The sequence below is a fragment of the Actinomadura gamaensis genome (genome assembly GCF_042652125.1).
Classification (GTDB): domain Bacteria; phylum Actinomycetota; class Actinomycetes; order Streptosporangiales; family Streptosporangiaceae; genus Spirillospora; species Spirillospora gamaensis.
In genome coordinates this window covers 433,903-457,261 of the sequence record NZ_JBHSIT010000003.1, presented here as the reverse complement: position 1 = coordinate 457,261, position 23,359 = coordinate 433,903, and the positions used below count along the sequence as shown (strand labels likewise).

General features: G+C 70.9%; 17 protein-coding genes. 6 read left to right on the top strand and 11 right to left on the bottom strand.

Translation table 11 applies throughout. The features are described from left to right. Positions 1-175: 175 nt before the first annotated feature. The 8 genes from ACFPCY_RS12415 to ACFPCY_RS12380 form a co-directional block, all read right to left on the bottom strand. Positions 176-1,261: a substrate-binding domain-containing protein gene (locus tag ACFPCY_RS12415; protein ID WP_378254465.1), complete on the bottom strand. Its 1,086-nt coding sequence runs from the start codon at positions 1,259-1,261 to the stop codon at positions 176-178. Positions 1,262-1,302: 41 nt separating this feature from the next. Then, positions 1,303-3,786 carry a DUF2264 domain-containing protein gene (locus ACFPCY_RS12410; RefSeq protein ID WP_378254463.1) on the bottom strand — a complete coding sequence of 828 codons (2,484 nt, stop codon included), beginning with the start codon at positions 3,784-3,786 and terminating at the stop codon, positions 1,303-1,305. Position 3,787: 1 nt separating this feature from the next. After that, complete coding sequence (locus ACFPCY_RS12405) at positions 3,788-4,600, bottom strand: sugar phosphate isomerase/epimerase family protein (protein ID WP_378254461.1); 813 nt, start codon at positions 4,598-4,600, stop codon at positions 3,788-3,790. Positions 4,601-4,637: 37 nt separating this feature from the next. Further along, positions 4,638-7,043: a polysaccharide lyase 8 family protein gene (locus ACFPCY_RS12400; RefSeq protein ID WP_378254459.1), complete on the bottom strand. Its 2,406-nt coding sequence runs from the start codon at positions 7,041-7,043 to the stop codon at positions 4,638-4,640. Between the two features lie 1,027 nt (positions 7,044-8,070). After that, entirely contained in the window at positions 8,071-8,391 is a 321-nt protein-coding gene (locus ACFPCY_RS12395) for a histone-like nucleoid-structuring protein Lsr2 (protein WP_117359934.1), read from the bottom strand. 14 nt (positions 8,392-8,405) lie between these two features. Continuing rightward, entirely contained in the window at positions 8,406-8,768 is a 363-nt protein-coding gene (locus ACFPCY_RS12390) for a histone-like nucleoid-structuring protein Lsr2 (protein ID WP_378254458.1), read from the bottom strand. A gap of 419 nt (positions 8,769-9,187) precedes the next feature. Next, entirely contained in the window at positions 9,188-10,195 is a 1,008-nt protein-coding gene (locus ACFPCY_RS12385) for a hypothetical protein (RefSeq protein ID WP_378254457.1), read from the bottom strand. Positions 10,196-10,554: 359 nt separating this feature from the next. Continuing rightward, the gene (locus tag ACFPCY_RS12380; protein ID WP_378254455.1) at positions 10,555-11,577 is read right to left on the bottom strand and encodes an ArsR/SmtB family transcription factor; all 1,023 of its coding nucleotides are present in this window, start codon (positions 11,575-11,577) and stop codon (positions 10,555-10,557) included. A gap of 55 nt (positions 11,578-11,632) precedes the next feature. Here ACFPCY_RS12380 and ACFPCY_RS12375 point away from each other — a divergent pair, with 55 nt between their 5' ends. Then, entirely contained in the window at positions 11,633-12,988 is a 1,356-nt protein-coding gene (locus ACFPCY_RS12375) for an EamA family transporter (protein WP_378254453.1), read from the top strand. Here the strand turns inward: ACFPCY_RS12375 and ACFPCY_RS12370 are convergent. Both ACFPCY_RS12370 and ACFPCY_RS12365 read right to left on the bottom strand, forming a co-directional pair. Continuing rightward, entirely contained in the window at positions 12,975-14,909 is a 1,935-nt protein-coding gene (locus ACFPCY_RS12370; protein ID WP_378254451.1) for an FAD-dependent monooxygenase, read from the bottom strand. The genes ACFPCY_RS12375 and ACFPCY_RS12370 overlap by 14 nt on opposite strands. Before the next feature lie 204 nt (positions 14,910-15,113). Next, positions 15,114-16,073 carry an MBL fold metallo-hydrolase gene (locus ACFPCY_RS12365; RefSeq protein WP_378254449.1) on the bottom strand — a complete coding sequence of 320 codons (960 nt, stop codon included), beginning with the start codon at positions 16,071-16,073 and terminating at the stop codon, positions 15,114-15,116. Between the two features lie 1,240 nt (positions 16,074-17,313). Here ACFPCY_RS12365 and ACFPCY_RS12360 point away from each other — a divergent pair. The 4 genes from ACFPCY_RS12360 (at position 17,314) to ACFPCY_RS12345 (ending at position 20,936) form a co-directional block, all read left to right on the top strand. Further along, positions 17,314-18,999 (top strand): hemolysin family protein, encoded by a 1,686-nt coding sequence (locus ACFPCY_RS12360; protein ID WP_378254447.1) that lies wholly within the window; start codon positions 17,314-17,316, stop codon positions 18,997-18,999. Then, a complete protein-coding gene (locus ACFPCY_RS12355; RefSeq protein ID WP_378254445.1) occupies positions 18,996-20,030 on the top strand; it encodes a hemolysin family protein in 1,035 nt (344 codons plus the stop codon). The genes ACFPCY_RS12360 and ACFPCY_RS12355 overlap by 4 nt, the downstream gene beginning before the upstream one ends. A 117-nt stretch (positions 20,031-20,147) precedes the next feature. Continuing rightward, positions 20,148-20,381 (top strand): RNA polymerase subunit sigma-70, encoded by a 234-nt coding sequence (locus ACFPCY_RS12350; RefSeq protein ID WP_378254444.1) that lies wholly within the window; start codon positions 20,148-20,150, stop codon positions 20,379-20,381. A 3-nt stretch (positions 20,382-20,384) separates the two neighbouring features. Further along, on the top strand, positions 20,385-20,936 hold the full coding sequence (locus ACFPCY_RS12345) for a Clp protease N-terminal domain-containing protein (protein ID WP_378254442.1): 552 nt from the start codon (positions 20,385-20,387) through the stop codon (positions 20,934-20,936). A 161-nt stretch (positions 20,937-21,097) separates the two neighbouring features. Here the strand turns inward: ACFPCY_RS12345 and ACFPCY_RS12340 are convergent, their stop codons facing one another. After that, positions 21,098-21,223: a hypothetical protein gene (locus ACFPCY_RS12340; RefSeq protein WP_378254440.1), complete on the bottom strand. Its 126-nt coding sequence runs from the start codon at positions 21,221-21,223 to the stop codon at positions 21,098-21,100. A 972-nt stretch (positions 21,224-22,195) separates the two neighbouring features. Here ACFPCY_RS12340 and ACFPCY_RS12335 point away from each other — a divergent pair. Continuing rightward, positions 22,196-23,323 (top strand): serine hydrolase domain-containing protein, encoded by a 1,128-nt coding sequence (locus ACFPCY_RS12335; RefSeq protein WP_378255151.1) that lies wholly within the window; start codon positions 22,196-22,198, stop codon positions 23,321-23,323. Positions 23,324-23,359: the final 36 nt, after the last annotated feature.

Here is a 23,359-nt window from a genome sequence, read left to right as displayed (position 1 = left end):
ATTGGAAACCAACACGGAGGCACGGTGTGCACACGTGGGGGCATGCGGATGTCGTGCTGCGGCCACGTATGGACGCGCGACGTCATGGACGGTGCGCAAGCGAAGCCGAATCACCGGGAGCCAGGCGTCGGTAAGACGTCTGAAGGCGGAAGTCGAGGGCGTGCTGGTAGGGGGATCAGGCTTCGGTGGAGGCCCGAGTGCGGAGCTGCGGGAGGAGGGAGAGGCGGTGGCGGGGGCGTGAGGGATCCGCGAGGCGGTGGTAGAGGAGGTCCACGGCGGCGGAGCCGACGGAGAGCTTGGGGGGCGCCACGGCGGTGAGGGGGGTGTCGGCCAGGGCGGCGACCTCGTCGTCGTAGGCGACGATGGCGACGTCGCGTGGGACTTCGATGTCGTGGGCGCGGAGCCACTGGAGCAGAAGCATGGCGTCGTGGTCGTTGTGGACGAGGGCCGCGTGAAGGCGGCCTTCGCGGACCTCGGTGCTGAACTTCTCGAAGGGCGCCTGGTCCTCGATTTCCAGCGTTTGGGCGGGCTTGGCGGTGAAGAAGAGCGGGCCGGGTTTCAGGCCCGCGTCGCGCAGGGCGATCGTGTAGCCCTCGCGGATGTGCGGGGTGGTCGGACTGTCCTCGCGCGCGACGAGAGCGATCCCGGTGTGGCCGAGGCCGGCGAGGTGCCGGACGGCCAGGTAGGCGCCCTGCGTGTGGTCGGACACGACGTGTTCGAGGTTCGGCTGCCGGACCTGCGCGTGCCGCTCGACCAGGACGACGGGGATATCGAGCGCGGCGAGCCAGTCCAGGTCGGTGGTGGTCGGGGTGACGAGCAGGCCGTCGACGCCGCTGTTCACGAGGCGCTCGACCTGCGTCCGGTCCTCGGCGGCGTCGTAGCTGGACAGACCGAGGACGAGGCGTCCGTCGCGGCGTGCGGCGGCCTGCCGCGCGCCGCGGATGATCTCCGGGTAGTAGTACACGGCGGACGGGACGACCATGCCGATCGTGACCTGCCGCGTGAGCGCCGGCTCGGACGGCACGGGCGGCGGGGAGTCCGCCGCGGTGCCGTTCGCCGAGCCGCCGGGTTCCGGGGCCGGTTCGCGCAGCGTCGCGCCGCCGTGCACGCGTGTCAGCAGCCTGCGGCCGGCGAGGAGTTCGACGTCGCGCCGGATCGTGATGGCCGACACGCCGAGCCTTTCGGCGAGATCGGTCACCCTGATCGATCCCCTCGCGCGGAGCTCACGCAGGATCGTCTGCTGGCGCTCTTCGGCATGCACCTGGTTCTGTCTCCTCCACGAGCGGCGAGTGGGGCCCAAGTCTAGGCACCCGCTGAACGTTTGTGTTCGTTCTCCCCAAAACGAACATCGTGAAGCTCGACCTCGCAGACGAACATCGCGGGAGACTCCCGGACGACTCCTTCGAGGTAGGGCACGACCGCGTGCGGGCCGTAGGCCGTGCCACTGGGGGCGTCCAGAGTCCCACCGTGAGACCAGCCGCACACGGCTTTCAGCCGAGACACCAGCGTTCGATTCGTGGTTTCGAATGTTTTGGCGGGACGTTCGGGACTGTTGTCCGATTCGCCGCCTGGAACGGCCCATCCGGTCTGTCGCACGACCGTTCCAGGGACAGCCCAAACGACGTGTGTTCGCACCTCCCGCCCGTCCTCTATCGCGCTCATGGACGCGACTCGCGCGCCAGGCACCGGCACACCGTCCAACTGGGGAACGTGGACGGACCCGAGCGATGCCGGAACGCTCGTTTCGGTCCCGCTTTGCCCGAACGCCACACTTTGCGTTTCCGCCTCGAAACGCTCGTGCGTTCTATCCGTCGTGTCATCCGAACCGGTCGAACTTGCGGCCTCATCCGCGCAGGGTGCTGAGCGTTTGTTCGTTTGGGCGTCACGGTGGTCTTCAGTGCGCAGCGCAGGTGCGATGCCTGGATCAAGTGGAAGCGACGTTGCGGCGCCGGGGACTGGAGCGCTCGTTGCCGGGGTGCTCAGAGACGTACCACCGTCAGACTCGGCGCCTGAGGATGCCGGCTCGTGCGGCTCTGGAAGGGAAGGTATCGATGTTGCGGACGCGCAAGCTTTGATCGCTGCCTCAATGGTGGCCGACGTGGCCGGGGTGATCGGGCCCCGAGCAGTCATGCGGTCGCCGAAGACCAGCCCGAAATGGTTGTCCGGGATGTCCTCCGCGTGGGTGGGGCCGGTGACGGTCGAGTACGCGAGACGCGCGTACAGGGGATCATCGCCCTGCGGATGTGGATCGCCCGGGGGTGGAGCGGTCCACGGGATGTCGTCGCTCCCGTGGTTGATCAGGCGCGCGATGCCGCCGTGGCGGTGCACGAGCAGGCCGGGCTGGGGCATGACGCGGGTCGCCTCGTCCGGGCCGTCCTCCTCCACGGACGTCCAGACCGGGTGGTCAGGTGGAAGCAGAAGGCCGAGGAAGCCTTTGGAGGCCCAGTAGGGGGACGCAGCACCCGAGTACCACTGCAGGGTCGCTTCGTGCGGACCGTGCCATCCCATCGTGAGCAGGCCGTCGTCCGATACCGCGCCGTGTTCGAGGAAGTAGCGGAGTGCGCCGGACGCGATCCGGCGCGTCCGGCCTGGTGAGAGGGGGGTGGCGTCGACGAGCGCGCCCAGCCACAGGGATGCGGCTGCCGCCATCCGGTACGTGAGCGAACGACCAAAAAAGAGCGGTGCTCCGTCGGACCCGAACCATTCTGCGTATCCGAACAGGAATTCGCGCAGACGTGCTCGGTACCGATCGTTCGTGCCGATTCCGAGCAAGGGGGAAGGTGTCGTCGGGTCGGCCGCCGCGCCGCGCGTGGCGGGTGACGCCCCCTGCTCAGACGTCCCAGGATGGGTAAGTCCCGTTCGAATCGCTCCCGCCCCTGGTGTGGGTGACGAGGACGGGGCGCCCGGAATGCCGACGGCCGCCTCGTCCGACGCGGAAGTGGAGGCCGACGCCCTCGCCTCGGGACCGCCGAGCTCCGGTGCAGACCAACCGACCTCGGAAAAATTTGGAGCGAGCGAAGCGGGCGCGGCTGATCGGGATTGCGTACCCGTCTGCCCCTGTCCGGCTGGCGCATCGCGATTGATCAGCGGGTCGGGCGCTGGCGGCGTCGACGATGCGAACAAGTACTCACGAAGGTTCGGGTAAAGGTGCAGGGCCCAGCCGTTGTAATGATCGAACGATCGTCGCTCGCCATCCCGGTACCAGCCGCCCCCGACGTAGAACTCCTCCAGCCGCGAAAGGCCGCGTTCCACCGCTGCGTCGTCGTGGGGAACGCCTGCGGCGGAGAGGAAGTCGGCGACCGGGATGGGGAACAGCATCCAGTTGTTGTCGACAGGCCGGTGGGTGAGGGCCCCGCTGAGCCACTCGGTCAGACGCTCGCGCGTCCCGGCGTCCAGCTTGTCCCAGAGCCATGGCTTGGTCAGATGAAGAGCGATGGCGATCGATGCGCTTTCGACCATGGGTTGTGCGCGATCGGTGATCGGAAGCCAAGCGCCGCGCGGGCCTTCGACCAATCCGTCCGCATAGGGCGCGAGCAGACCGTTCGGGTCGTCACCCCCCGCGCCTGCGACACGGATGGCGGCGAGAAGGAACGTTCGGGCGAATCCTTCGAGCCCGTCCGATTCGGAGCCGGACGCGCTGGTCCTCCCCGGCAATCGCACCAACGCACCGGAAGCGTCGAAGTACGGCCGGACGCCCGCGAGCAGTCCATCCGCTGCGGCCTCCCAATGGGCCCGCGTGTAGCCGGTTATCGGGCTGAGCGAAAAATCGTGATCCGGGAGCTGCATGTCATGCCCTCCGGTAGGCGTCGATCCAGGCCAGCGCGCCCGGAAGGGCTTCCTCGACCGGCACCGCGTCGGGATACCAGGTGCGTTCCCATTCGAGCGAAATCCAGCCCGAGTACCCGGCCGTCGCCAGGGCCGTCCTCACCTGGTCAAGCGGCACTCCGCCACTGCCGAGCGGGACCGGGGTGAGATCGGCGGAGGCGTCCTTGATCTGGACGTAGTCGAGCCACGGGCCGAGCGTCGCGACCGTCTCCGCGGGGCTTTCGCCTGATTTCCAGGGATGCAGTACATCCCAGATCGCCCCGAACTGAAGATCTTCCTCAGCACCGTGGAGGGACGGGAAGGCCGCCGGCTCTGTCGAGAGCGAGGCGCGGGCATGGCTCAGGAGGGCGGCGACGGAGGCACCGGTCGGGAGGGCGTCGTGAGTCTCGATCAGCACCCGGACGCCCAGGTCAGCGATCGCTCGGAGGCGGCGGGAAGCGGCCTCCGAGTGCTCGCCACCAGGGAAGACGCGGACGGCCTGCGCTCCTAGATCCCCCGCCAGGAGCAGGTCGGCGCGGAGGGCTTCGATCACCGGAATGTCCGGCCCTTCCGCCGCGATCTGCACATACCCTGCCAGCACCGGTACCTCAAGGCCGGCGTCCTCGATCGCGGCGCGGACGGCCTGCCGGTCCCGCGCCGACAATCCCGGGTGGACGCCGGTGTCCGGATGAAGGCGCAGCTCCAGGCCGTCCAGCCCAAAGCGGGTCGCGATATTGATCGCATCGGCGAGCCCGCAACCCGGCATTCCGAGCGTGCTCACCGCGGTCTTGACCACGCTGTTCGTCTCCCTCAAAGCATCATCGCCTGTTCGATCAGCGCGCGAAGCGAACACGAAGGCGCAACGGAACACCGCGTGCCTGCGAAACGTCCACCCGGAAGCTCAGCTGAGGGCCGAGCGCCGTCACGGTCACGCCTGGGTCAGCGTGGAGGACGGCCAGCGTCCGACGCGCGACCTCGAAACGCAGTTCCTTCTGCTTCTGGGTCGGATCGCTCACGGCGATCTCCAGCTCGCCGCCGTGCTCGCGCATCACGAACGAGCAGGGTTGCTCGGCTTGAACGGTTTTGAGCGTCTCCGCCGCTGTCCAGAAGTTGGCAGCGGTGAAGCCCTCACCCTGGACGGACTGCACACTCGGCGTGTTGTCCCCGATGCGAACGCCCTTGCCGGCTCGAAGTTCGGCGGCATAGCTCGCGGTACGCGCCGCCGACCGACCGGGCAGCAGGTAGTACGCGTACCGGGCGTCGGACGGGCGATCGCCGTGATCGAACCAGAACGTGATGAATTCGCGGGTCACCTCGTCGCCGGGCGCGGTGCGGGACCCCGCTCCGATGTCCGACCAGCGGCCCGTCCGCCGCTCGCGGATTCCTCGCAGACGCGCGCCTGCCAGCGCTTCAAGACCCGCCCTCGGGTCAGCGGTCGTATCGCCGCCCGACCCGTTTGATCGATCGCCTCGAAGCCCGTCACCCGCGGCGACGGGTTCTGCGCCAGCCGAAACCAGGCCGGTCGCGGACCACCGCCCAGGCAGCCCGCGGGGAAGGATGTACCCGCCGGTCCCGTCCAGGTGCGCCCAGCGAGCACGGCTGAGGTCGGCGCGTTCGGGAGTAGTGCGCCTGCCGTCCACGACGAACCGGGCGGACGCGTCGACCATCCTGTTCTCGATGGTCGTCTGGGCGGCGACGCCGGTCGCGGTGATGCCCGCGCCCAACGCCACCACCACGTCGTCGATGGCGAACCAGGACTTGCGTCCGCGCAGGTCGATGGGCTGTTTCGAGACGGGATCGCGCTGGGCGGTGAAAGCCATTCCGTAGGCGCCTGCCCGGTCGAGCCACGCGCCGCCCACCCAGTCGTCCGGTCCAAGGTAGGACGCCCAGTTTCCGTCGTGGTTCGCGCGCGGATACGTCTCGCGAGTCGCGGTGGTCGTCCCGGCGAGCCGGTACATGTCGACCGTGGGCCAGTATCCGTCGTTGTAGGAGGCGCCGTCCCCTGTGTACAGGTAGGTCACGCCCTCGCCGGTGTACCAGCCGGTGCGGTTCTCCTGGTTGCCCGACTCGTAGGCGGCGATTCTCGATGAGCGTGCCGATACTGCGAACACATATCCGGGACGAGAGTGCACGAGCCGATCGTTCGCCGGGAACTGCACATGTCCGATCAGGTCGCCGCGTCGACGAACACCGTCGATCAGTTTCCGAACATTCGCGATCTGGGCGGCCGGCAGACTCGCCAGGACCGGGGCGTACGTGTCGGACGCGACCCACTCGGCGAGCATCGCGGCGATGTGCGCGCGTTGCTGCGGACTGGCCGCGGCGGCGAGACCGGTGAGCGGCATCATCAGGCCGCGCGCGTCGGCGTGGTCGTCTTCGGACTGCCGTGAGATGGCCCGTCCGCGCACGTGCGCCATCATCTGCCCGCGGAACACCATGGGTTCGACGCTTCGACTGATCCAGTCGAACACGTTCGCACGTCCCTGATCGGTCACGTCCCAAGGTGATCCAGCGAGCACCGCGAGAGCGGATGAGAGTCCGGCGAACAGAACACCACCGTATGTCCCGATGTACGGGATGTAGGTGTGCTGGATGAACGAACCGTCCCTGTAGAAGCCGTCCCCGCTGGTCACGTAGGGGAAGACCTGGCTGAGCGCATCACGCCCCAGCGCGATGGCCGCGGGGTCTCCGGCGAGAAGCCCGCGACGAACGGTGATCCAAGCCTTGTCCGTGCGGTTCGCGCCGGTCTCCGTGACTCCGTTGACCTTGCGCTTCGCCGGGTCTGGCACCCATGCGGCGACGGCCGCGACCAGGTCCTCGCGCAAGGCATCTGGGGCGGCCGGGCCGAGCAGCATCACGGAGTCGAGGACGCGCGAGGGCGTGCCGATCTCCCAGTTCCACCAGTTCCCGGTTTCGGGCATCCCCGGGTGGTAGCGCTGATCGTGAAGCCATCGCAGCGCATCGGCGATCAGCGTGGCGAGCAGCGTGTCACCAGTGAAACGGCTGCCCTTGGTCGCGAACGCCGTGGCCATCGTCAGCAGGCGCTGCGCCGATGCAGCGGTTGTCGCGTCGTCCGCACCGGTCTGGTCAGGCCAGAGGTACGTCCGGTCTGACGCCGTGACGAGAGATGAACGAAACCCTTCGACTTGGGTGTCGAGGCGTTCGAGTGCAGCAGCCGTGTCCGATTGAGCAGGATCGATCGCGCTGCCGCCCGTGACGAGGTCGTGCCACCGCTGCATGGCCGCCGCTACGTCCGCGTCCCCTGTCGCCGAGGCCCCGCGGGCCCCGTGACCCTGGACCGGAAGCGCACCCTCAGCGTGCGCGACTCCCCCGCCGTCCAGGCCGGGCACCGTCGCCGCTGCGGCGACGGTCGCCGCCCCGAGCAACACGGCTCGACGAGCGAACGGCACTCCCCGACCGCTAGAACCGGCCGGCGATGATGAACGGAACGGACGAGACGGGGTGGGGGCATCGGTCATGACAGCGACTCCCGTGGCGCGGACGACAGATCACACATCATTCGCACAGATCCGATCAAGGTCAAGCAATCGAGCATCATCCGAACACAAATGAACATGGACACACTCGAAGCCCGCGTGCCCGCCTCCCGCCCCGCGCCCCTCCCCCTGGCCCTCGTCGTCGGCTCCCCGGCGCCTCCGACCTCCTAGGTGCGACGGTGAGCGCAAAAGCCCGTCCACCCGCCTCAGAGCCCCGCGCAGAGACACCGCGGCTCAGTCACACGGCACGCCTCGGCGTCAGCCAAGCACGGTACGTCACAACGCGGGCCGGCGGGCTGAGGCTCAAGCGGGGATGCAGGGCGGACAAAGACCCCACAGCACAGCCAGCCAACGCACAGGCAACCACGGCACGGGCGACGGGGAACGCGCTAGCGCCACGGCAGTGGCACGGGGTGTGGTGCCCCGCCGCAGCGGCAGGCTGCGACGCGAGGGCTGAGGCAACGCGGCGGTTGTAGCACGCCACGGAGCGAAGTGGCACGTCCCGGCCTCGGTCGGACGCGGGACAGCACGGTACGCCTGGGGCGGCCTGTCACGCCTGGGGGCGCGGTGGTGGCGGCGCGGTAGAGGGCGGGCGTGGTGGTGGCGGCTGAGGGAGGACGGAGGTATCGGATGGTTACTTAGGGTGAGGGGACCGCGGTGGGCGGGCAGTGGGTGGGGGTTGGTGTCCCTGGTGGCTTCGTGCCGTACCGCCTTATTCGCGGGCGCAGGGACTGAATCGGGCCGGAAGTGGGGGCCCGAGGGGGTGGTGCTAGTGGGTGGCGTTGTACTGTTCGATCACCTTGGCCGGAATGCGGCCTCGGTCGTTCACCGGGATGCCGTTCTGCTTGGCCCATTCCCGGATTTCGGCGCTCTGCTCGCGGTTGCCCGCGCTGCGCGTCGGCTTGGCCGGGCGGCGGGCGGCCTTACGGGCGTTCGCCACGAACGGCTCGAACCGCTCACGCAGTTTCGCGGCGTTCGCCGCGTTGAGGTCGATCTCGTATCCGACGCCGTCGAGTGCGAAGGACACGGTCTCTTCGGCTTCGCCGCCGTCGAGGTCGTCGGTCATGACGACGATGGTCTTCTGTGCCACGGGGACTCCCTGCGTTACGCGTCTGGGCTGGCTTCGGGGTGCGCCTGGACGAACGCCGCGTAGACGGCGTCGGGCAGCGCACCCTGGTCCGGGACCTCAAGGCCCTCGTTCTTGGCCCACGTGCGGACGTCGGCGTTGGTGAAACCCTTGAGCTTCACCGGGCTTTTCCGGGGCTTGCGCGAGCGCCCCGCCTGCTTCACCTCACGCGACTTCTCGACATAGCGGGTCAGCGTGTCGAGGGTCTCACGCAGCCGCACGTCGTTCTCGTCGGACAGGTCAATGGTGAAAATCCGCCCCAGGATCTCGAAGTCGCGCTTGCGGACATCCTCGCCCTCGCCGCCATCGAGATCGTCTACCAAGATGACCTTCTCAGCCATGCGTTCCTTTCTGAATCGAGCGCCCTTTACGGTAGCGGACTTTCGCACCGCATCGCTCAACTCGCGAACGCGTCGAACAAGCGTTTTCCCGATCCCCGGCCCGGAACCCTCGGGAGGGTCCTTCTTCCGCGTTCATCCGACCACCGTCCGCCGTTACGACGGGCCGTCCGAGCGTTGGGGGCTCTACCGTCTTGGCACGCGGCACGCGCCACGCGGCACGCGAAGCGGAGAGCGGACGGAGCACGGGGCACGGCGCGCGGGGCGCGGGACGCGGGGCGCGGGGCGGACGGAGCACGGCGCGCGGCGCAGGGAGCGCGAAGCACGGGGCGGACGGGAGTTTGCTCACGCGATGAGTGACGGTGTTCGGATGCTCGTGCGAACGCGGCTCGTGACCGTCCGCTCAGAGTTTGCTCGTTCGGTCACGAGGGGGACGGGCCTGTGGAGAGTTCTTGGCCGGTGTCCACGGCGGAGGCTATCCGGTCGCGGAGGACGGCTTCGGCCCGGCGGGCGTCGGCTTCCAGACGGTCGATGACCTCGACTGCGAGGTCGTCCCGGACGGTACCCGCCAGCAGGTCGCGGTACCGGGCGTTCTGATCGGGCAGGGCGCGCAGGACGCACCACTCGTGGTAGGCCTCGTCGGCAGCGTGGGCGGCACGCGCGTACGACTCCAGAGCTTCGATCCGATCGGTGATCGAACGCACAGAGAGGTCGAGGGCGCGGCGCTGAGGTTCCAGGAGGGCGCGGACGGGGGCCGAAAGGCGATCGGGTTGCTGCGTGCGGCGTTCGCGCCGGAGCCGCGTGTGTTCGACCAAAGCGGACGCGATGGCCCATTCCTGGCGGGGCAGTTCGGTGGCGTTGTCGATGTCGTCCAGGAGTCCGGCGGCCTGGGACTGGGAGCCGAGGACGGCGTCGATCGCGCGTTGCGCCCGGACCAGCAGCCGGGCGGCGGGACGGTCGAAGTCGGTCGGCAGCAGGTAGCGGCCGTGCAGTTCGCGGGCGGCGCGGGCCGGGGCGGGTTCGCGGAGGTGGCGCAGGGCCCCGATCGTCCAGCCGGTGAATCCGGCGGCGGCGAGCGCGGCGGCGGCCTCGGGCTGGCCGAGCAGGAGCAGCGACACCTGGACGACCGGGACGGCGAGCATCGCGAGGACGGCGCCACGCCCCCACCGCAGAACCCCGCTGAGCAGGTCGTCCTCGTCCAGCGAGGCGAGGAAGAACAGGCGGATCCAGCCGCCCGGCAGGACCCCGTAGAAGAAGGCGAACACCGGAATCCAGATCAGCCGCGCGACGATCGTGGCGGGACTCAGCCTGGCGGGCGGCGGCGGGGGCAGGCTCGCGGCCGCGAGGTGTTCCGGAGCGGCGGCGAGCAGCGCGCGTTCGGCCGCCGGGAGGGAGGGGTCGAAGACGGGCCGGGGGCGGTCGTCGGTCATGGGAACTCCCACCGCGTCGAGGCAGGTTCGTCCGGTGGCCCTTCCGTGCTATCACGGGTCGTGTGGGCGCATCCAGCGTCCGCCGGAAAGCCCGTCCCATCGGCCCGTCCGGTCCCGGCCGCCTCACCTGAGGAGACGGGAGATGGTCCCCCAGCCGGGCCCGCCTCGGGCGGGAGGGGGCGATCGCTCGGGCCGTCCGATCCCGGCGCTCCCACCTAAGGACGCTGGAGATGGTCGCCTAGGCCGTCCCAGCGCTCCTGTCTAGGGAGGTGAAGGCGGGCGCCCAGACCGTCCCCCCGCGCTCCCACACAGAGAGGTAGGAGGCGATCGCTCGGGACGTCCGGTTTCGGCGCTGCCGCCTAGGGGTGCAGGGGGCGGGCGCTTGGGGCGTCTGGTGCCGGCGCTGGCGTCTGGGGGCGCAGGAGGCGGTCGCCCAGCGCGGTGCGGGCGTAGAGGACGGAGCGTCCCGCACGGGAACGGGTCACGAGACCCGCGTCGCGCAGGACGGCGAGGTGCTGCGATACCGCGCCCGGGGTGACGCCGAGGCGGCGTGCGAGATCGGTGGTGGAGGCGGGTCCGTCCAGGCACGCCAAGAGAGTCGCCTTGGGACGGCCTATGAGATCGGTCAGAACACCAGGACGGGTCGGTGGCGCGGTTTCCCACACGGTCGCTATGCCGCGCGCCGGATAGGACACGAGTGGCGGTTCGTTCATGTTCAAGGGAAGGCCGGGTGTTCGAAGGAACACGGCCGGCATCAGGACGAGACCGCGGCCCGTGATCGGAATCCGCAACTCGGTGTGCGGATAGCTCAGGTCGAGGCGCAGCATCCCGGCGCGCCAGCGGATGGTGGGGTGCAGGTCGGCGAAGAGCAGGCGGGCGCCGCCGCGGGCGAGGCGTTGGGCGCGATAGAGCAGGTCCGCCTCGAGGACGCCGCGCATGCGCGGCCAGTGCGGGGCCAGGACGGCGTCCCAGTAGGCGGCGAGCAGGTCCGCGAGCCGATCGCGGAGCCGCGCGGGACGGTCGAGTTCCCCGGTCAGGACGGCGGGCACCGGGCGCCCCTGCAGCGCGGCGCGGACGTCGGCGGCGATCTTGCCCGGTGGGACGCGCCGGACGCGGTCGAGCTCGGCGGCGAAGTCGGGCAGCGGGTCGTCCGGACGGGCGGTGAGGAAGTCGGGGACGGCGCGGTGGGCGCCGACCAGCGCCAGCAGCAGCCGGATGTCCAGATCGCCGAGCGCGGCGGCGGCGGATCGCAGCCACGGCAGTTGCAGCACGTAGTAGTGCGGGAGCAGCCACACGCGGAGGCTCAGCGCGGCCTCGGCGAGCGGAGAGATGACGAAGCGGGTGTCGGCGAGGTCCTCGACGTCCAGGCGCAGCTCGATCATTTAGGTGGAGTCTAAAAGCCTGCCCGGATCCGGGCGTCCGCGCTGGGGTGAGGCCATGACCACAGCGCTGGCAGTGATTTTCGCCGGGGTGCTCCACGCGACGTGGAACGCGATCGCCAAGGGCACCTCGGACCGGTGGGCCTCGTTCGCTCTGATCGGGACGGGCCAGGCCGTTCTGGCCGTTCCTGTTCTGATGTTCGTGTCCGTTCCGGCTGCGGCGTCCTGGCCGTGGTTGTTCGGTTCGGTCGTGCTGCACCTGGTCTACATGGGGCTGCTGCTGACGTCCTACCAGCTGGGAGACTTCAGCCAGGTGTACCCGCTGGCCCGGGGAAGCGCGCCGCTGATCGTCGCGCTCGTGGCCGCGACGGCCCTCGGTGAACACCTCTCGCTGCTCCAGCTCGGCGGCGTCGCGGCGATCTGTGGCGGTTTGACCGTCCTTGCGTTTGCGACTCCCGAGAAGCGCCCGCCCGCCCGCTCTCGCGGTGGACGGCTTCTGCCGGAGAACGCGCAGCCCGTGTTCGAGGCTGTTCGGGACGAACAACATGCACGTTCGGGTGCTGGAAGCGGCCAGCGGATGTCCGAAGAGGTTCGCGGCGAACAGCAGTCACTGGAGAGGTCTGATGGCGCCCGGCGGCACACCCGCGAGGAGGCCGAGAACGCTTATGAGCCGGCCGAGGCGGCCTCCGTCGAGCAACACGAACCTCAAGTGATCGGGAACGTACAACCCGCAGCGGCAAACGTTCAGGAGGCCCAACAGACTTTCCGGACGGCTAGCGACGTCGCAGGCGGACCGGAAGGTGTTCCGGAGGTTCAGCGAACAGCGGCAATGGCGGGAAACGTGCGAGGGGCGTCCGACGAGGGCTCGAACGTGCGGCGTACGCACGAAGCGGTTCGTGATGCGGTTCGCGATGCGCGGGCGGAGCCCGGGGAGGTCCGAGACGGCGAAGCGGCGGCCGGTGAGGGGGTGGGACGGCGGCGGACGCGGAGTACACGGGCGGTGATGGCGGCGCTGGCGACCGGGGTGGCCATCGCCTCCTACACGGTGCTGGACGGCATCGGGGTGCGGGCGGCGCATGGCGCGATCGGGTATTCGGCCTGGTTGTTCGCGTTGGAGGCGCCGCTGACGGTCTTGATCGTCCTTGCGCTGCGGGGGCGGCGCGCTCTGTCGGGGCTGGCCGTCCGGACGTGGATGATGGGGCTCGCAGGCGGCGTGCTGGCGATGGCGGGGTACGGGATCGTCCTGTGGGCGCAGACGCGGGGCGCGCTGGCGGCCGTCGCGGCGCTGCGGGAGACGGGCGTGATCGCGGGCGCGGTGATCGGCGCGGTGTTCTTCGCCGAGCGCATGGGGGCGCGCCGCATCGCGGCCGCGTGCGTGGTCGCGGCGGGCGTCGTCCTGATCACGGGGACGTGAGGCGGTGGCCTAGCGCCGTCCGGACGGCAGCGGCGATCGTTTCGGGGGTGGGGTTGCGAAGGATCGCGGCGATGTACGCATCTGGTCGAACGATCCACAGCTCGCCGCGTCTCAGGTCGGGCAGCGCGTCCTTGATGAGGCCGGGATCCGGGCAGGTGACGGGCGCGGCGGTCGCCTCCCGGGCCGCCGCGAGGAGTTCACGACGCGGCAGCGACGGGTCGGCGAGCAGCGTGATCCCGCCGCGCAGGAGTTGCCGCAGACGCGTGATCCGTTCGCCGGAATCGTTCTGATTGTGTTCGTCGCGATGGTTGGAGTCGTCCGCGTAGACCGCAGCAACGTTCGGAACGACTGCAAGGCGTGGCGTTTCGCCGTAGACCGCGGCGATGTTCGGAACGGCTTCTCGTGATGGCGGTTCGCTGGAGGACACAGAAGCTGCGGAGGACGAGGTGTCGCTGGAGCGCGTCTGTCGGCTGCCGGGGACGTGCGGAAGGAGCGCGTCTGGGACGATGACGCCGGGGGCTATGGGTTGGGCCGCTCCCCTGGGCGGACGGCCCGCGCACGGTCGGGACGGGTCTGGGACGGTGAGGGGCGAACGGTCGTACCAGTACGGTTCGGCGAAACGACCTGAATCGATCGCATCCGCTTTCGAGTGATCAATGGATGCGCGTTTGAGCACGTCCGTGCGTCGTGTTCGTTCGCGCTCCGTGCGAGGAGCGAGGAAACGCATGGTCGCCGTCGTCACGGCCAGGTTCTCGAGAGCGGCGGCTCGGCGTTCGGTGTCGTAGGTGGCGAGCAGGGCGGGCGGTGACCAGCCGCGCGCCACGAAGGCGATCTTCCAGGCCGCGTTCTCGGCGTCCGGTACGCCGGAGTTGAGGCCGCGTGCCCCGAACGGCGCGTACACGTGCGCGGCGTCCCCGGCGAGCAGGACCCGGCCGACGGCCATCCGGGACGCGACGCGCGAGTGGAACCGGTACTCCGATGCCCACAGCAGTTCGTAGGGCCGGTCCCCGAGGACTTGGCGGATGCGGGCGTCAAGGCGTCCGTCGGCGCGTTCCGCCGCGAGGTCGAAATCCGGCGGAACCTGCCAGTCGATCCGGTAGACCGAGCCCGGACATGGATGGATGAGCACCTGCCGTCCGGGGTTCCACGGCGGGTCGAAATGGAAATGCCGCTCGGTTTCGCGGCCGGGCCAGTCCGTCCGCAGGTCGACGATCAGGAACCGGTCGCCGCCGCTCTCGCCCGGGAAGTCGACGCCGAGGGCGGTGCGCAGGGTGTCCGAACGTCCACCCGAACAGAGCAGCGCATAGGAGCCGCGGACGGACGCGCCCGACGCGCAGTGCAGGACCACCCCGCAGGCGTCTTGGTCGAGGCCCGTGACCTCGTGGCTCCAGCGGATGGAGATGCGCGGGTCGGCGTCCACGAGATCCTGCAGCACCTCCTCCGTACGGCTCTGCGAGATGTTGACGAACGGGGGCAGTGGCCCGGCGGCGGCGAACCGCCAGGAGGTCAGCTCCCGTCCGCGGTAGAAGACGCGACCGGTCGTCCATGTGAGGCCCTCGTCGGCGATCGTTCGCGCACCGATCGAAGCCCAGATGTCCAAAGCGTCCCTCTGCTGGCAGATCGATCGTGAACCGATCACCGAACGCTCAGAACGTCGCTCCAGCACGACGACCCGCAAGCCCCAGCGGGAAAGCAGCAATGCCGCCGTCATGCCGACGGGCCCGGCACCGACGACCAGCACGGCGTCACCGCCCGGCATGGCCTCACCGCCAAGCGCAGAATCGCTACCTGGCTGGGGGGCACTGCCAGACGCGGGGGCACTGCGAGGCGCGGGGGCACTGCGAGGCGCGGGATCACTGCCAGACGTGGCTTCGCCGCTAGGCACTGGGTCACTGCCAGGTCCGGCGTCCGCGCCTGGCATGGCGCCACCGCTAGGCACTGGGACACTGCGAGGTCCGGCGTCACCGCCACGTGTGGGGGCACTGCCAGAGGTGGCATCACCATTGCGCGGCGTGTCGCCCCGTGGGACGAGGTCATCTCCAGGCGCAGTGACAGTGCGTCGCATGGTGTTGCTGGCAGGCTCGGTGTCCCTCAAGGGGGCGGGAGGGCGCGGCGGGACCATGGGTCAGTCCTGGAGGGCGGACCAGACTTCGCGGTCGCGGTCGGCGGTCCAGATGCGGGGACGTTCGACGCCGTCCAACTCGTCCCAGAGACGGGAGACGTCGAACGGGAGGCAGTGCTCGAAGATGGGCCAGCCGCCGTACGACGGTTCGAGCGCGGCGTGCACGGCGTCGAACGCCTCGCGCAGGGTGCCGCCGCGTTTGCGCACGTCACGGACCTCGCGGAGCATGGTCTCCAGGAATTCGCGGGTCTGACCGATCGCGGCGCGCACCGCTTCGCGACCGTGTGCGACCGCGCCGCGCCCACCGATCAGGACGTCCGCGCCGAACGATGCGACGCGGTCGAGCGTCGGACCGGCCCAGTCGCGGTGGAAGGCGTCCCCCGTGTAGAGCGCGGCCTGCGTCTCGACCAGGTCGCCCGCGAACAGGATGCGGTGCTTCGGCAGCCAGGCGACGATGTCGCCCTCGGTGTGCCCGCGTCCGCAATGGCGTAGCACCAGCGAACCGCGGTCCCCGCCGAGGTCGATGGTCATGCTGTCGGAGAAGGTGGCGGTCGGCCACGTGAGGCCGGGGATGCTCGCCGGGTCCTTGAAGAGGCGGGGCATCCGGGCGAACTCCGACTCCCAGTCCTGCTTGCCGCGCTCGGCGATCAGTTCCCGGGTCTTGTCGTGCGCGATGATCGAAGATGTGCCGAAAGCGCTCGCGCCGAGCGTTCGAACAGCGTGGTAGTGCGAGAGCACCAGATGCCTGATCGGTTTGTCGGTGTGTGCGCGAAGCACCATCAGCCAGTCGCGGGCGGCCGCCGGCGTCGCCAGAGCCTCGAAGCAGACCACGAAGTCCTCGCCCTCGACCGCGCCCACATTGGGATCGCCCTCCGCGGTCAACGCGTACACACCGTCCGCGAGGATCTCCAGGGTCTGGGTCTTGGCGGACAGGTCGGCGGACGACGCGAACGGCTTGGGCATCGGTGCCCCTCGCTCTCTGTGGGCGCTCGGCAGGGAGGACGACCACCGGCGGGACGCGGCGGGGAGACCGTCACCGCCGGGGCGAATGTTTCATTCCACGACCGGCCGGACGGTAACCCCGAAACCCGCCCAGGTCGGGCTCTGCCGGGCTCTGCGGGGCTCGGCCGGGCCCGTCCGTCCTGGCCCTGCCGTCTCGCGGTCCCCTACGCACGCTTCACCCGTCCCGTCGCCACCTCGCACTGGCGGTGGCCACCTTCACAGGGTGGGCGGGAAGGCTGCGGGACGTCTCGGCGAGCAGCAGTTCTTTGCGCCGTTCGTCCGTCGCGTCCCGTTCCCTGGTCCGATCACGCCCTTCGTCACAGCCGTCTGGCTATGCCCGCCCGTCCCCTCACAGCCCCTAGCCGGGCAGGCGGCACGCGCCGTCACGGCCGCTCGCTCCGGTGCGGCACTGGACAGCGCGGCATGAACGCTGAGACGCGGTGCGGGCGCTGCACGGCGAGACGGCACGATCGGACGATACGGCGGATGAGACCCCCGACGGGACGAGACGAGACGAGACGACGAGAGGGAACGGGACGGGACGACGAGGTGTCCTGACTCGGGGCGGCTATGGAAGGGCGCCGCGGGATGGGGGACCGACGTGGCGTGGCGAGAAAGCGCACGGGCGCCATGGGCAAGGGTGCCGAGGACACAGCACTGCCTTGGACGCGTTGGAGAGTGCCCGCCGGAGCACGGCGTCGCCCGGCAACGTCACGCGGGAACGCGGGTAAGGCAGTTCGGAGGGCGCCGTCTGGGAGGCGGAGTGGGCTCAGCCCGACAAGGACTGGGAGGCCAAGGGCGCCCACTCCGGAGGGGCGTAGGAAACGCAGGCGGAATGGGTGAGGAGGCCTCGCGGCGGCACCGCATGGAGCGCACGGAAGAAGGCAGACGGGCGGCCTGGGCGGGACAGGTTGGGGTGGGCCGCTTGGGGCGTGTCTGGGAGGGCACGACGGCGGCATCGGATCGGCGGTGAGCCGGAGGGGCGGGACGAGGGAAGGTGGCTCGGGGTTGGGGCGCGGAGCGAGGGCGAGGGCGAAGGCGGGGGCTGGGGCGCGGAGCGAGGGCGAGGGCGAGGGCGAGGGCTGGGGCGCGGGGCGGGTCGGGAGCGGCGGTCGGGGGATGGCAGGGTAGGGAAGATCCAGTTCGGGGAACGTAACGGGGATGCTGTGCGCGCGGGGTGGGCCGCGCGGGAGGAGGGCGGATGGCCGCGGCGTTCGGGCTGTTCGCGGTGCTGTTGCTGACGGCGGCGACCGGATATTTCGTGGCGCAGGAGTTCGCCTTCGTGACGGCGGACCGGCCGGTGCTGGCGGAGCGGGCGGCGGCCGGGGACCGGGCGTCGGAGCGGGCCGTCCGGGTGATGGAGCGGCTCTCGTTCATGCTGTCGGGCGCGCAGCTCGGCATCACGGTGACGGCGCTGGTGGTCGGGTTCATCGCGAAGCCCGCGCTGGCGGACCTGCTCGCTCCGCCGCTGCGCGGGGTCGGTGTTCCGGGCGGCGCGGTCGGCGGGATCTCGGTGACGGCCGGGTTCGTCCTGGCGACGGTGATCCAGATGGTGCTGGGCGAGCTGTTCCCGAAGAACCTCGCGCTGGCCAGGGCGGAGCCGCTCGCGCGGGCGCTCGCCCGGTCGACGCTGACGTACCTGACCGTGGCGGGGCCGGTGATCCGGCTGTTCGACGCGGCCGCGAACCGGCTCGTCCGGGCGGTCGGGATGGAGCCGGTCGAGGAGCTGCACCACGGCGCGACGCTGGAGGAGCTCGGGCACATCATCGGCGAGTCCGGGGAGCAGCTCGGCGACCAGGCCGACCTGCTGGAACGCGCGCTGGAGTTCTCCGACCGGGACGCCGAGGAGGTCATGGTCCCGCGCGTGGACGTGGTGACCGTCCCGGCGGACGCGCTCGCGACCGAGCTGAGCGATGTCGTCACCGCGCACGGGCACTCGCGGTATCCGGTCGTCGGCGACAGCGTGGACGACGTGATCGGCGTGGTCGGACTGGACCGGCTGATCCGGCTGAGCCCGGACGAAGCGGCCCGGACGCGGGTGCGCGATCTGGCCCGTCCGGCGGTGCTGCTGCCGTCGTCGCTGCCGCTGCCGCAGGTGGTCGCCGAGCTGCGCCGGCACGGCGACCCGCTGGCCTGCGTGGTGGACGAGTACGGCGGCTTCGCCGGGCTTCTGACCTGGGAGGACGTCGCGGAGGAGCTCGTCGGGGAGATCGCCGACGAGAACGACGCGGACCCCGACCTCGCGATCCGCTCCGGCGAGTGGTGGACGACCGACGCCGGGCTGCGCGTGGACGAGGTGGAGCATGAGACCGGCATCGCGCTGCCCGACGGCGACTACGAGACCGTCGCGGGCCTGCTGCTGCGCCGCCTGGGGAGGGTCGCCGAGCCGGGCGACGTCGTCCGCGTCGAGCTTCCCCGCGAGCGGCTGGACGAGCCGGAACTCGAGGCCGTGGTCGAGGTGCTGACCGTCCACCGGCACGTCCCGGAGCTGATCCGCGTCCGCGCCGTCCCTGTTGAGGACGACCTGGGCGACTCCCCCGCCGACGACGACGCGGCCGAGCGGAGGAAGAGCGCGAAGAACAACCCCGGGAACGTCCCGGAGCACGGATCCGCGAACGGCGCGAACGCCGGACGCGCGAACGCGGGCGGGAGCGGAGGCGTGGGCGGCTTGGACGCCGGCGGCCCAGGCGGCCCAGGCGGCGCGGGCGGCGCGGGCGCCAGACGCGGGGACGGCGCGGACGCCGGAAGCCGGAGCGGCGCGGACGCCGCGCGTGAGGGGGGCGCGGGCGGCGGAGGCCGAGGTGGTGCGGGCGGCGCTGGACGGCGAGGTGGTGTGGACGGCGGGCTCGGGGGCGGCCGGCGCGACGGGGATGAGGGGGGCTCGTGAACTTGCCGGTGGGGTTGTTGCTGACGTTGGCGCTGCTGGCGGGTAACGGGTTCTTCGTGGCGTCGGAGTTCGCGCTGGTCGCCGCGCGGCGGCCGCGGTTGGAGAAGGCGGCGGCGGAGGGGAGTCGCGCGGCGGCGTCGGCGGTGGCGGGGATCCGGGAGCTGTCGCTGATGCTGGCGGGCGCGCAGCTCGGCATCACGATGTGCTCGCTGGGGCTCGGTGTGGTGTCCGAGCCGGTGTTCGCGGGAACGCTCGCGCCGCTGTTCCATCACGTGGGTGTGCCGGAGGGGGCGGCGCATCCGGTGGCGTTCGTGCTGGCGCTGGCGTTCGTGACGTTCCTGCACATGGTGCTGGGCGAGATGGCGCCGAAGTCGTGGGCGATCATCGATCCGGAGCGGTCGGCGACGGTGCTCGCGCCGCCGTTCCGGGCGTTCACCAAGGTCGTCCGGCCGGCGCTGGCGGCGCTGAACGGCGTGACGAACCTGCTGCTGAGGGTGGTCGGGGTCCGGCCGAAGGACGAGGCGGAGCTGACCCGCACGCCCGAGCAGCTGCGCAGCCTGGCGGTCGAGTCGCGGCGCCTCGGGCTGATCGCCGAGACGGACCTGAACCTGCTGACGGCCGCGCTGGACGCGCCGCGCGCGCCGCTCGCCGGGCTGGTCATCCCGGCGGCGCGGATCGTGGCGGTGCCCGCGTCGGCGTCCCCGCAGGACATCATCGACACCGTCATCGAAACCGGGCACACCCGGCTGGTCATCGCGGATCCGGTGGTCACCTCGTCCGGGCCGGGTCCCGCGCGGATGGTGCACGTCCGGGACGCCTACCTGGCCCGCGCTCGCGAGAAGGACACGTCCGCCGGCGATCTGGCGCATCCGATGCCGCGGCTGTCGATCGCGACGCCGGTCGCCGAGGCGGTCGCGATCCTGCGCGACGACCACAGCCACCTGGGCCTGGTGCTGCGCGAGGACGGCCACACCGTGGGCCTGGTCAGCCTGGACGACCTGCTGACCACCCTCCTCGCCCCGGCGGACTGATTCCGGCGGGCTGGTCCTCCTGGCGATCCGAATGCTCGCCGGGGTCGGACTCTCCCGGCGACATCCTTTTCGTCAACGAGGGTTGACGCGGCCGAGGCGTCAACCTACATTGACATCATGAGCGATGGAGTGAGGCTCGCCCAGGAGGCGAGCAGCCGGGATCCGGCGGTGGGCCTGCGGGCCGTCCGCGCGCTGCGCGAGCTGGCCGAGCGGCTGGAGGCGCTGCAGGTGGACAACGCCCGCGAGCAGGGCTGGTCCTGGCAGGAGATCGCGGTCTGCCTCGGCGTCAGCCGGCAGGCGGTGCACAAGAAGCACGGCGGGGGACGCCGCATCCTCAAGAAGGAGCGCTAGGAGATGTTCGAACGGTTCAGCACCGACGCCCGCGAGGTGGTCAAGGCCGCGCAGGAGGAGGCCCGGAGCCGGGGCGACCGGGAGATCGGGACCGAGCACCTGCTGTTCGCCCTGACGCGCGCCGAGGGACCCGCCGGGGAGGCCCTGCGCGGCTGCGGCGTGTACCGGGCCGCGGCGGGGGACGCCGTGGAGGCGCTGCCCGACGCGTCCGCGCTCGACGCCGAGGCACTGCGCGTCCTCGGCATCGACCTGGACGCCGTCCGGGAGGCCGCCGAGGACGCCTTCGGTCCCGGCGCCTTGGACGCGCCGCCCCGGGCCCGCCGGAACCGCCTCAAGGGGCACATCCCGTTCAAGCCGGAGTCGAAGAAGGTGCTGGAGCTCAGCCTCCGGCAGTCGCTGCGCCTCCGCCACGACTACATCGGCTCCGGGCACATCCTGCTCGGACTGCTCCAGGACCAGCGGTTCCCCGCCGCCCGCGCCCTCACCGGCGCCGGCGTCGACCTGGACGCCCTCCGAGACGACGTCATCCGCCGCATCCCGCCAAGGGCCGCCTGACGAAGCGTCCCACCACGGGCCGCCTGACAAGGCGTCCCACCACGGGCCGCCTGACAAGGCGTTCCCGACCCACGATTCCCGCCGGAGCCGCCGAGCCGCGGATCGGCAGCCCGGCCCCTTCCCCTCGCACGACCCGTCCGAAAACGGCCGGCGCGTGGCTTTCAGTGGTCCATGACGCGGGCGAGAAGCACTTCGCAGGCGTGGCGGCGGCGGTCGTCGGTGGGGAACCGGCGAGCGCACTCGGAGCGCACCCAGGCGGACGGCACTCCCGCCTTGTGGCTGGTCATGCGGGGATGCGGCGAGCCGGCGTGACCGGACGAGGCACCCTTTCCCGACACCCCTCCCTTGCCCGACGAACTCCCGCCATGCGTTGACGACGGACCGGACGGCCTGGGTTTCGGCTTCGGCGACGCACGGCCCGGGAGGGTGGGCGCGTCGGCCGAAACGTCCGGTTGCGGCGTGCTTGAGCTGGACGGACGCCGCTTCAGCGGCTCGCCGGTCTCCGGACGAGGCGCCGGAAACGGCACGACGGGCCGGTGCGGTTGGACCGTCCATTGCCCGGGCCCGGTCACCAGCCGTCCCGCCGCGTCCGGACGCGCCGGACGAGCCCACGGAACCGCCGCCGCGACTCCCCCGGTCAGCGACACGACGGCCACCCCCGCGACCAGCCAGCGCGGACGCGGCCTCAACCGTTGCCAGAGGCTCGGCGGCAGCGGAGTGGCGCGGTGCCGTCCGACGGGGGGCAGGAACTCGTGATCGGGGTGACGCACCCCCTCATCGTCACCCTCAGCGACCATCTGGACACGTTGAACGGCCACACCGTTGTCAAGGCGCTACCTAAGCGCCGGCAAGCCCCTCCCCCGGCCCGGGGGCACAACGAGCCGCCTCGGCAGGACGCGGCAGCCCCTAAGGGATACCGCCTCGCGCGTATCAGGAGCGTAACCGGAATCGCTTACGCCACGACGACGGCCGACCGTCTTCGGTAGTCGCGTCGACCACGCACGCCGAGGACACGGTGTCCCGGTTCTGGAAGGTGGTCGCGAGAGGAGACCTCCGTGGCTGATGGCGCAGGACGGGGCCGGCGTCCGCTCTTCAAACGCACGCCCAATACCCCCAGCACCGCCGGTGCCGCACGGATCGCCGGTGCCGCACGGATCGCCTGGACCGCAGGCATCGCCCGTGCCGCAGGCATCGGCCGTGCCACAGGGAACGCCGGTGCCGCACGGATCGCCGGGATTGCCGGGATCGCCGTGCTGGTGATGGGCCAGGTCGGGCCGGCGATCGCCGCGCCGGAACGGGTCGGGAGCGTCCAGGAGGCGATGGATGAGCTGGCGAAGGTCCACGGGGTCGTGGGCGCGATCGGCGGGGCGTATGTCGACGGACGGCCCGTCGGGAAGGGCAGCGCGGGCTCCCGGCTGCTGGACGGCGAGGGCGGCCGGATTCCCGCGGACGCCCGGTTCCGCATCGGGTCGCAGACCAAGGAGATGGTCGCCACCGTGGTGCTGCAGCTCGTCGAAGAAGGCCGGTTGGGGGTGGACGACAAGCTCGCCGACCTGCTGCCGGTGGTCGCCAGGAAGGACCTCGTGGAGCGGGCGGGCGACATCACGGTGCGGCAGATGCTCCGGCACACGTCCGGCATCCCGGACTGGTACGCCGCCGAGCCGAACCCCGACGGCAGCGAGGGGGAGATCTCGTTCGACGTGTTCGACTTCACGACCCGCTACCGGCCGCTCGACCTGGTGAAGTGGAGCCGCGCCCGGCCCCGGACCGGGGAGCCCGGCGAGCGGTTCTCCTACTCCAACACCAACTACACCCTCCTCGGCATGGTCATCGAGAGGCTGACCGGCCGTTCCCTGGCCGCCGAGCTGCACGATCGCTTGTTCGCCCCGCTCAAAATGACCAGGACCTACCTTCCCGAGAAGCCGCCGGAGGGCATCCGGGGGCCGCACGGGCACGGCTACTACCCCGACGCCCGCGGCAGGCTCCGCGACGTGGACCGGTTCAACGCCAGTCTGGGCGGCGCCGCCGGAGGAGTCGTCTCCACCGCGCACGACGTGAGCGCCTTCAAACGAGCGTTCACCCAAGGGAGGCTCCTGCCGCCGGAGCTCCAGCGCGTCCTGACCGACCGGCTGCCGCAGACCCCGCCACCCCCACCAGGAGGAGGCGGCGGAGGCGGCCTGTGCGGCGGGAAGCTCCAGGGGCAGGTCATCGGCGGGTCCACGGCCGGGTACGTCACGATGACCTTCGCCTCGGCGGACGGCCGCCGCCAGTTCGCGATGTCGGCCACGCTGAGCGTCAAGGACATCAGCGAGCCGGGCCGGGCCATGATGAAGGCCGTGGAGTCCGTCTTCTGCCCCTCGTCCTCAGCGAACCCCGCCGGCGCCTGAGCCCCGGCCGGCGGCGACCGCCTGCGGGCCGCCGCG

Excerpts from the sequence above, each read along its gene's own strand:
- ACFPCY_RS12350 (WP_378254444.1), top strand. The coding sequence starts at position 20,148 with ATGAGCGATGGAGTGAGGCTCGCCCAGGAGGCGAGCAGCCGGGATCCG.
- ACFPCY_RS12410 (WP_378254463.1), bottom strand. The coding sequence starts at position 3,786 with ATGCAGCTCCCGGATCACGATTTTTCGCTCAGCCCGATAACCGGCTAC.
- ACFPCY_RS12345 (WP_378254442.1), top strand. The coding sequence starts at position 20,385 with ATGTTCGAACGGTTCAGCACCGACGCCCGCGAGGTGGTCAAGGCCGCG.
- ACFPCY_RS12340 (WP_378254440.1), bottom strand. The coding sequence starts at position 21,223 with ATGACCAGCCACAAGGCGGGAGTGCCGTCCGCCTGGGTGCGCTCCGAG.
- ACFPCY_RS12335 (WP_378255151.1), top strand. The coding sequence starts at position 22,196 with ATGGGCCAGGTCGGGCCGGCGATCGCCGCGCCGGAACGGGTCGGGAGC.
- ACFPCY_RS12375 (WP_378254453.1), top strand. The coding sequence starts at position 11,633 with ATGACCACAGCGCTGGCAGTGATTTTCGCCGGGGTGCTCCACGCGACG.
- ACFPCY_RS12365 (WP_378254449.1), bottom strand. The coding sequence starts at position 16,073 with ATGCCCAAGCCGTTCGCGTCGTCCGCCGACCTGTCCGCCAAGACCCAG.
- ACFPCY_RS12380 (WP_378254455.1), bottom strand. The coding sequence starts at position 11,577 with ATGATCGAGCTGCGCCTGGACGTCGAGGACCTCGCCGACACCCGCTTC.
- ACFPCY_RS12385 (WP_378254457.1), bottom strand. The coding sequence starts at position 10,195 with ATGACCGACGACCGCCCCCGGCCCGTCTTCGACCCCTCCCTCCCGGCG.
- ACFPCY_RS12360 (WP_378254447.1), top strand. The coding sequence starts at position 17,314 with ATGGCCGCGGCGTTCGGGCTGTTCGCGGTGCTGTTGCTGACGGCGGCG.
- ACFPCY_RS12400 (WP_378254459.1), bottom strand. The coding sequence starts at position 7,043 with ATGCAGCGGTGGCACGACCTCGTCACGGGCGGCAGCGCGATCGATCCT.
- ACFPCY_RS12370 (WP_378254451.1), bottom strand. The coding sequence starts at position 14,909 with ATGCCAGGCGCGGACGCCGGACCTGGCAGTGACCCAGTGCCTAGCGGC.
- ACFPCY_RS12390 (WP_378254458.1), bottom strand. The coding sequence starts at position 8,768 with ATGGCTGAGAAGGTCATCTTGGTAGACGATCTCGATGGCGGCGAGGGC.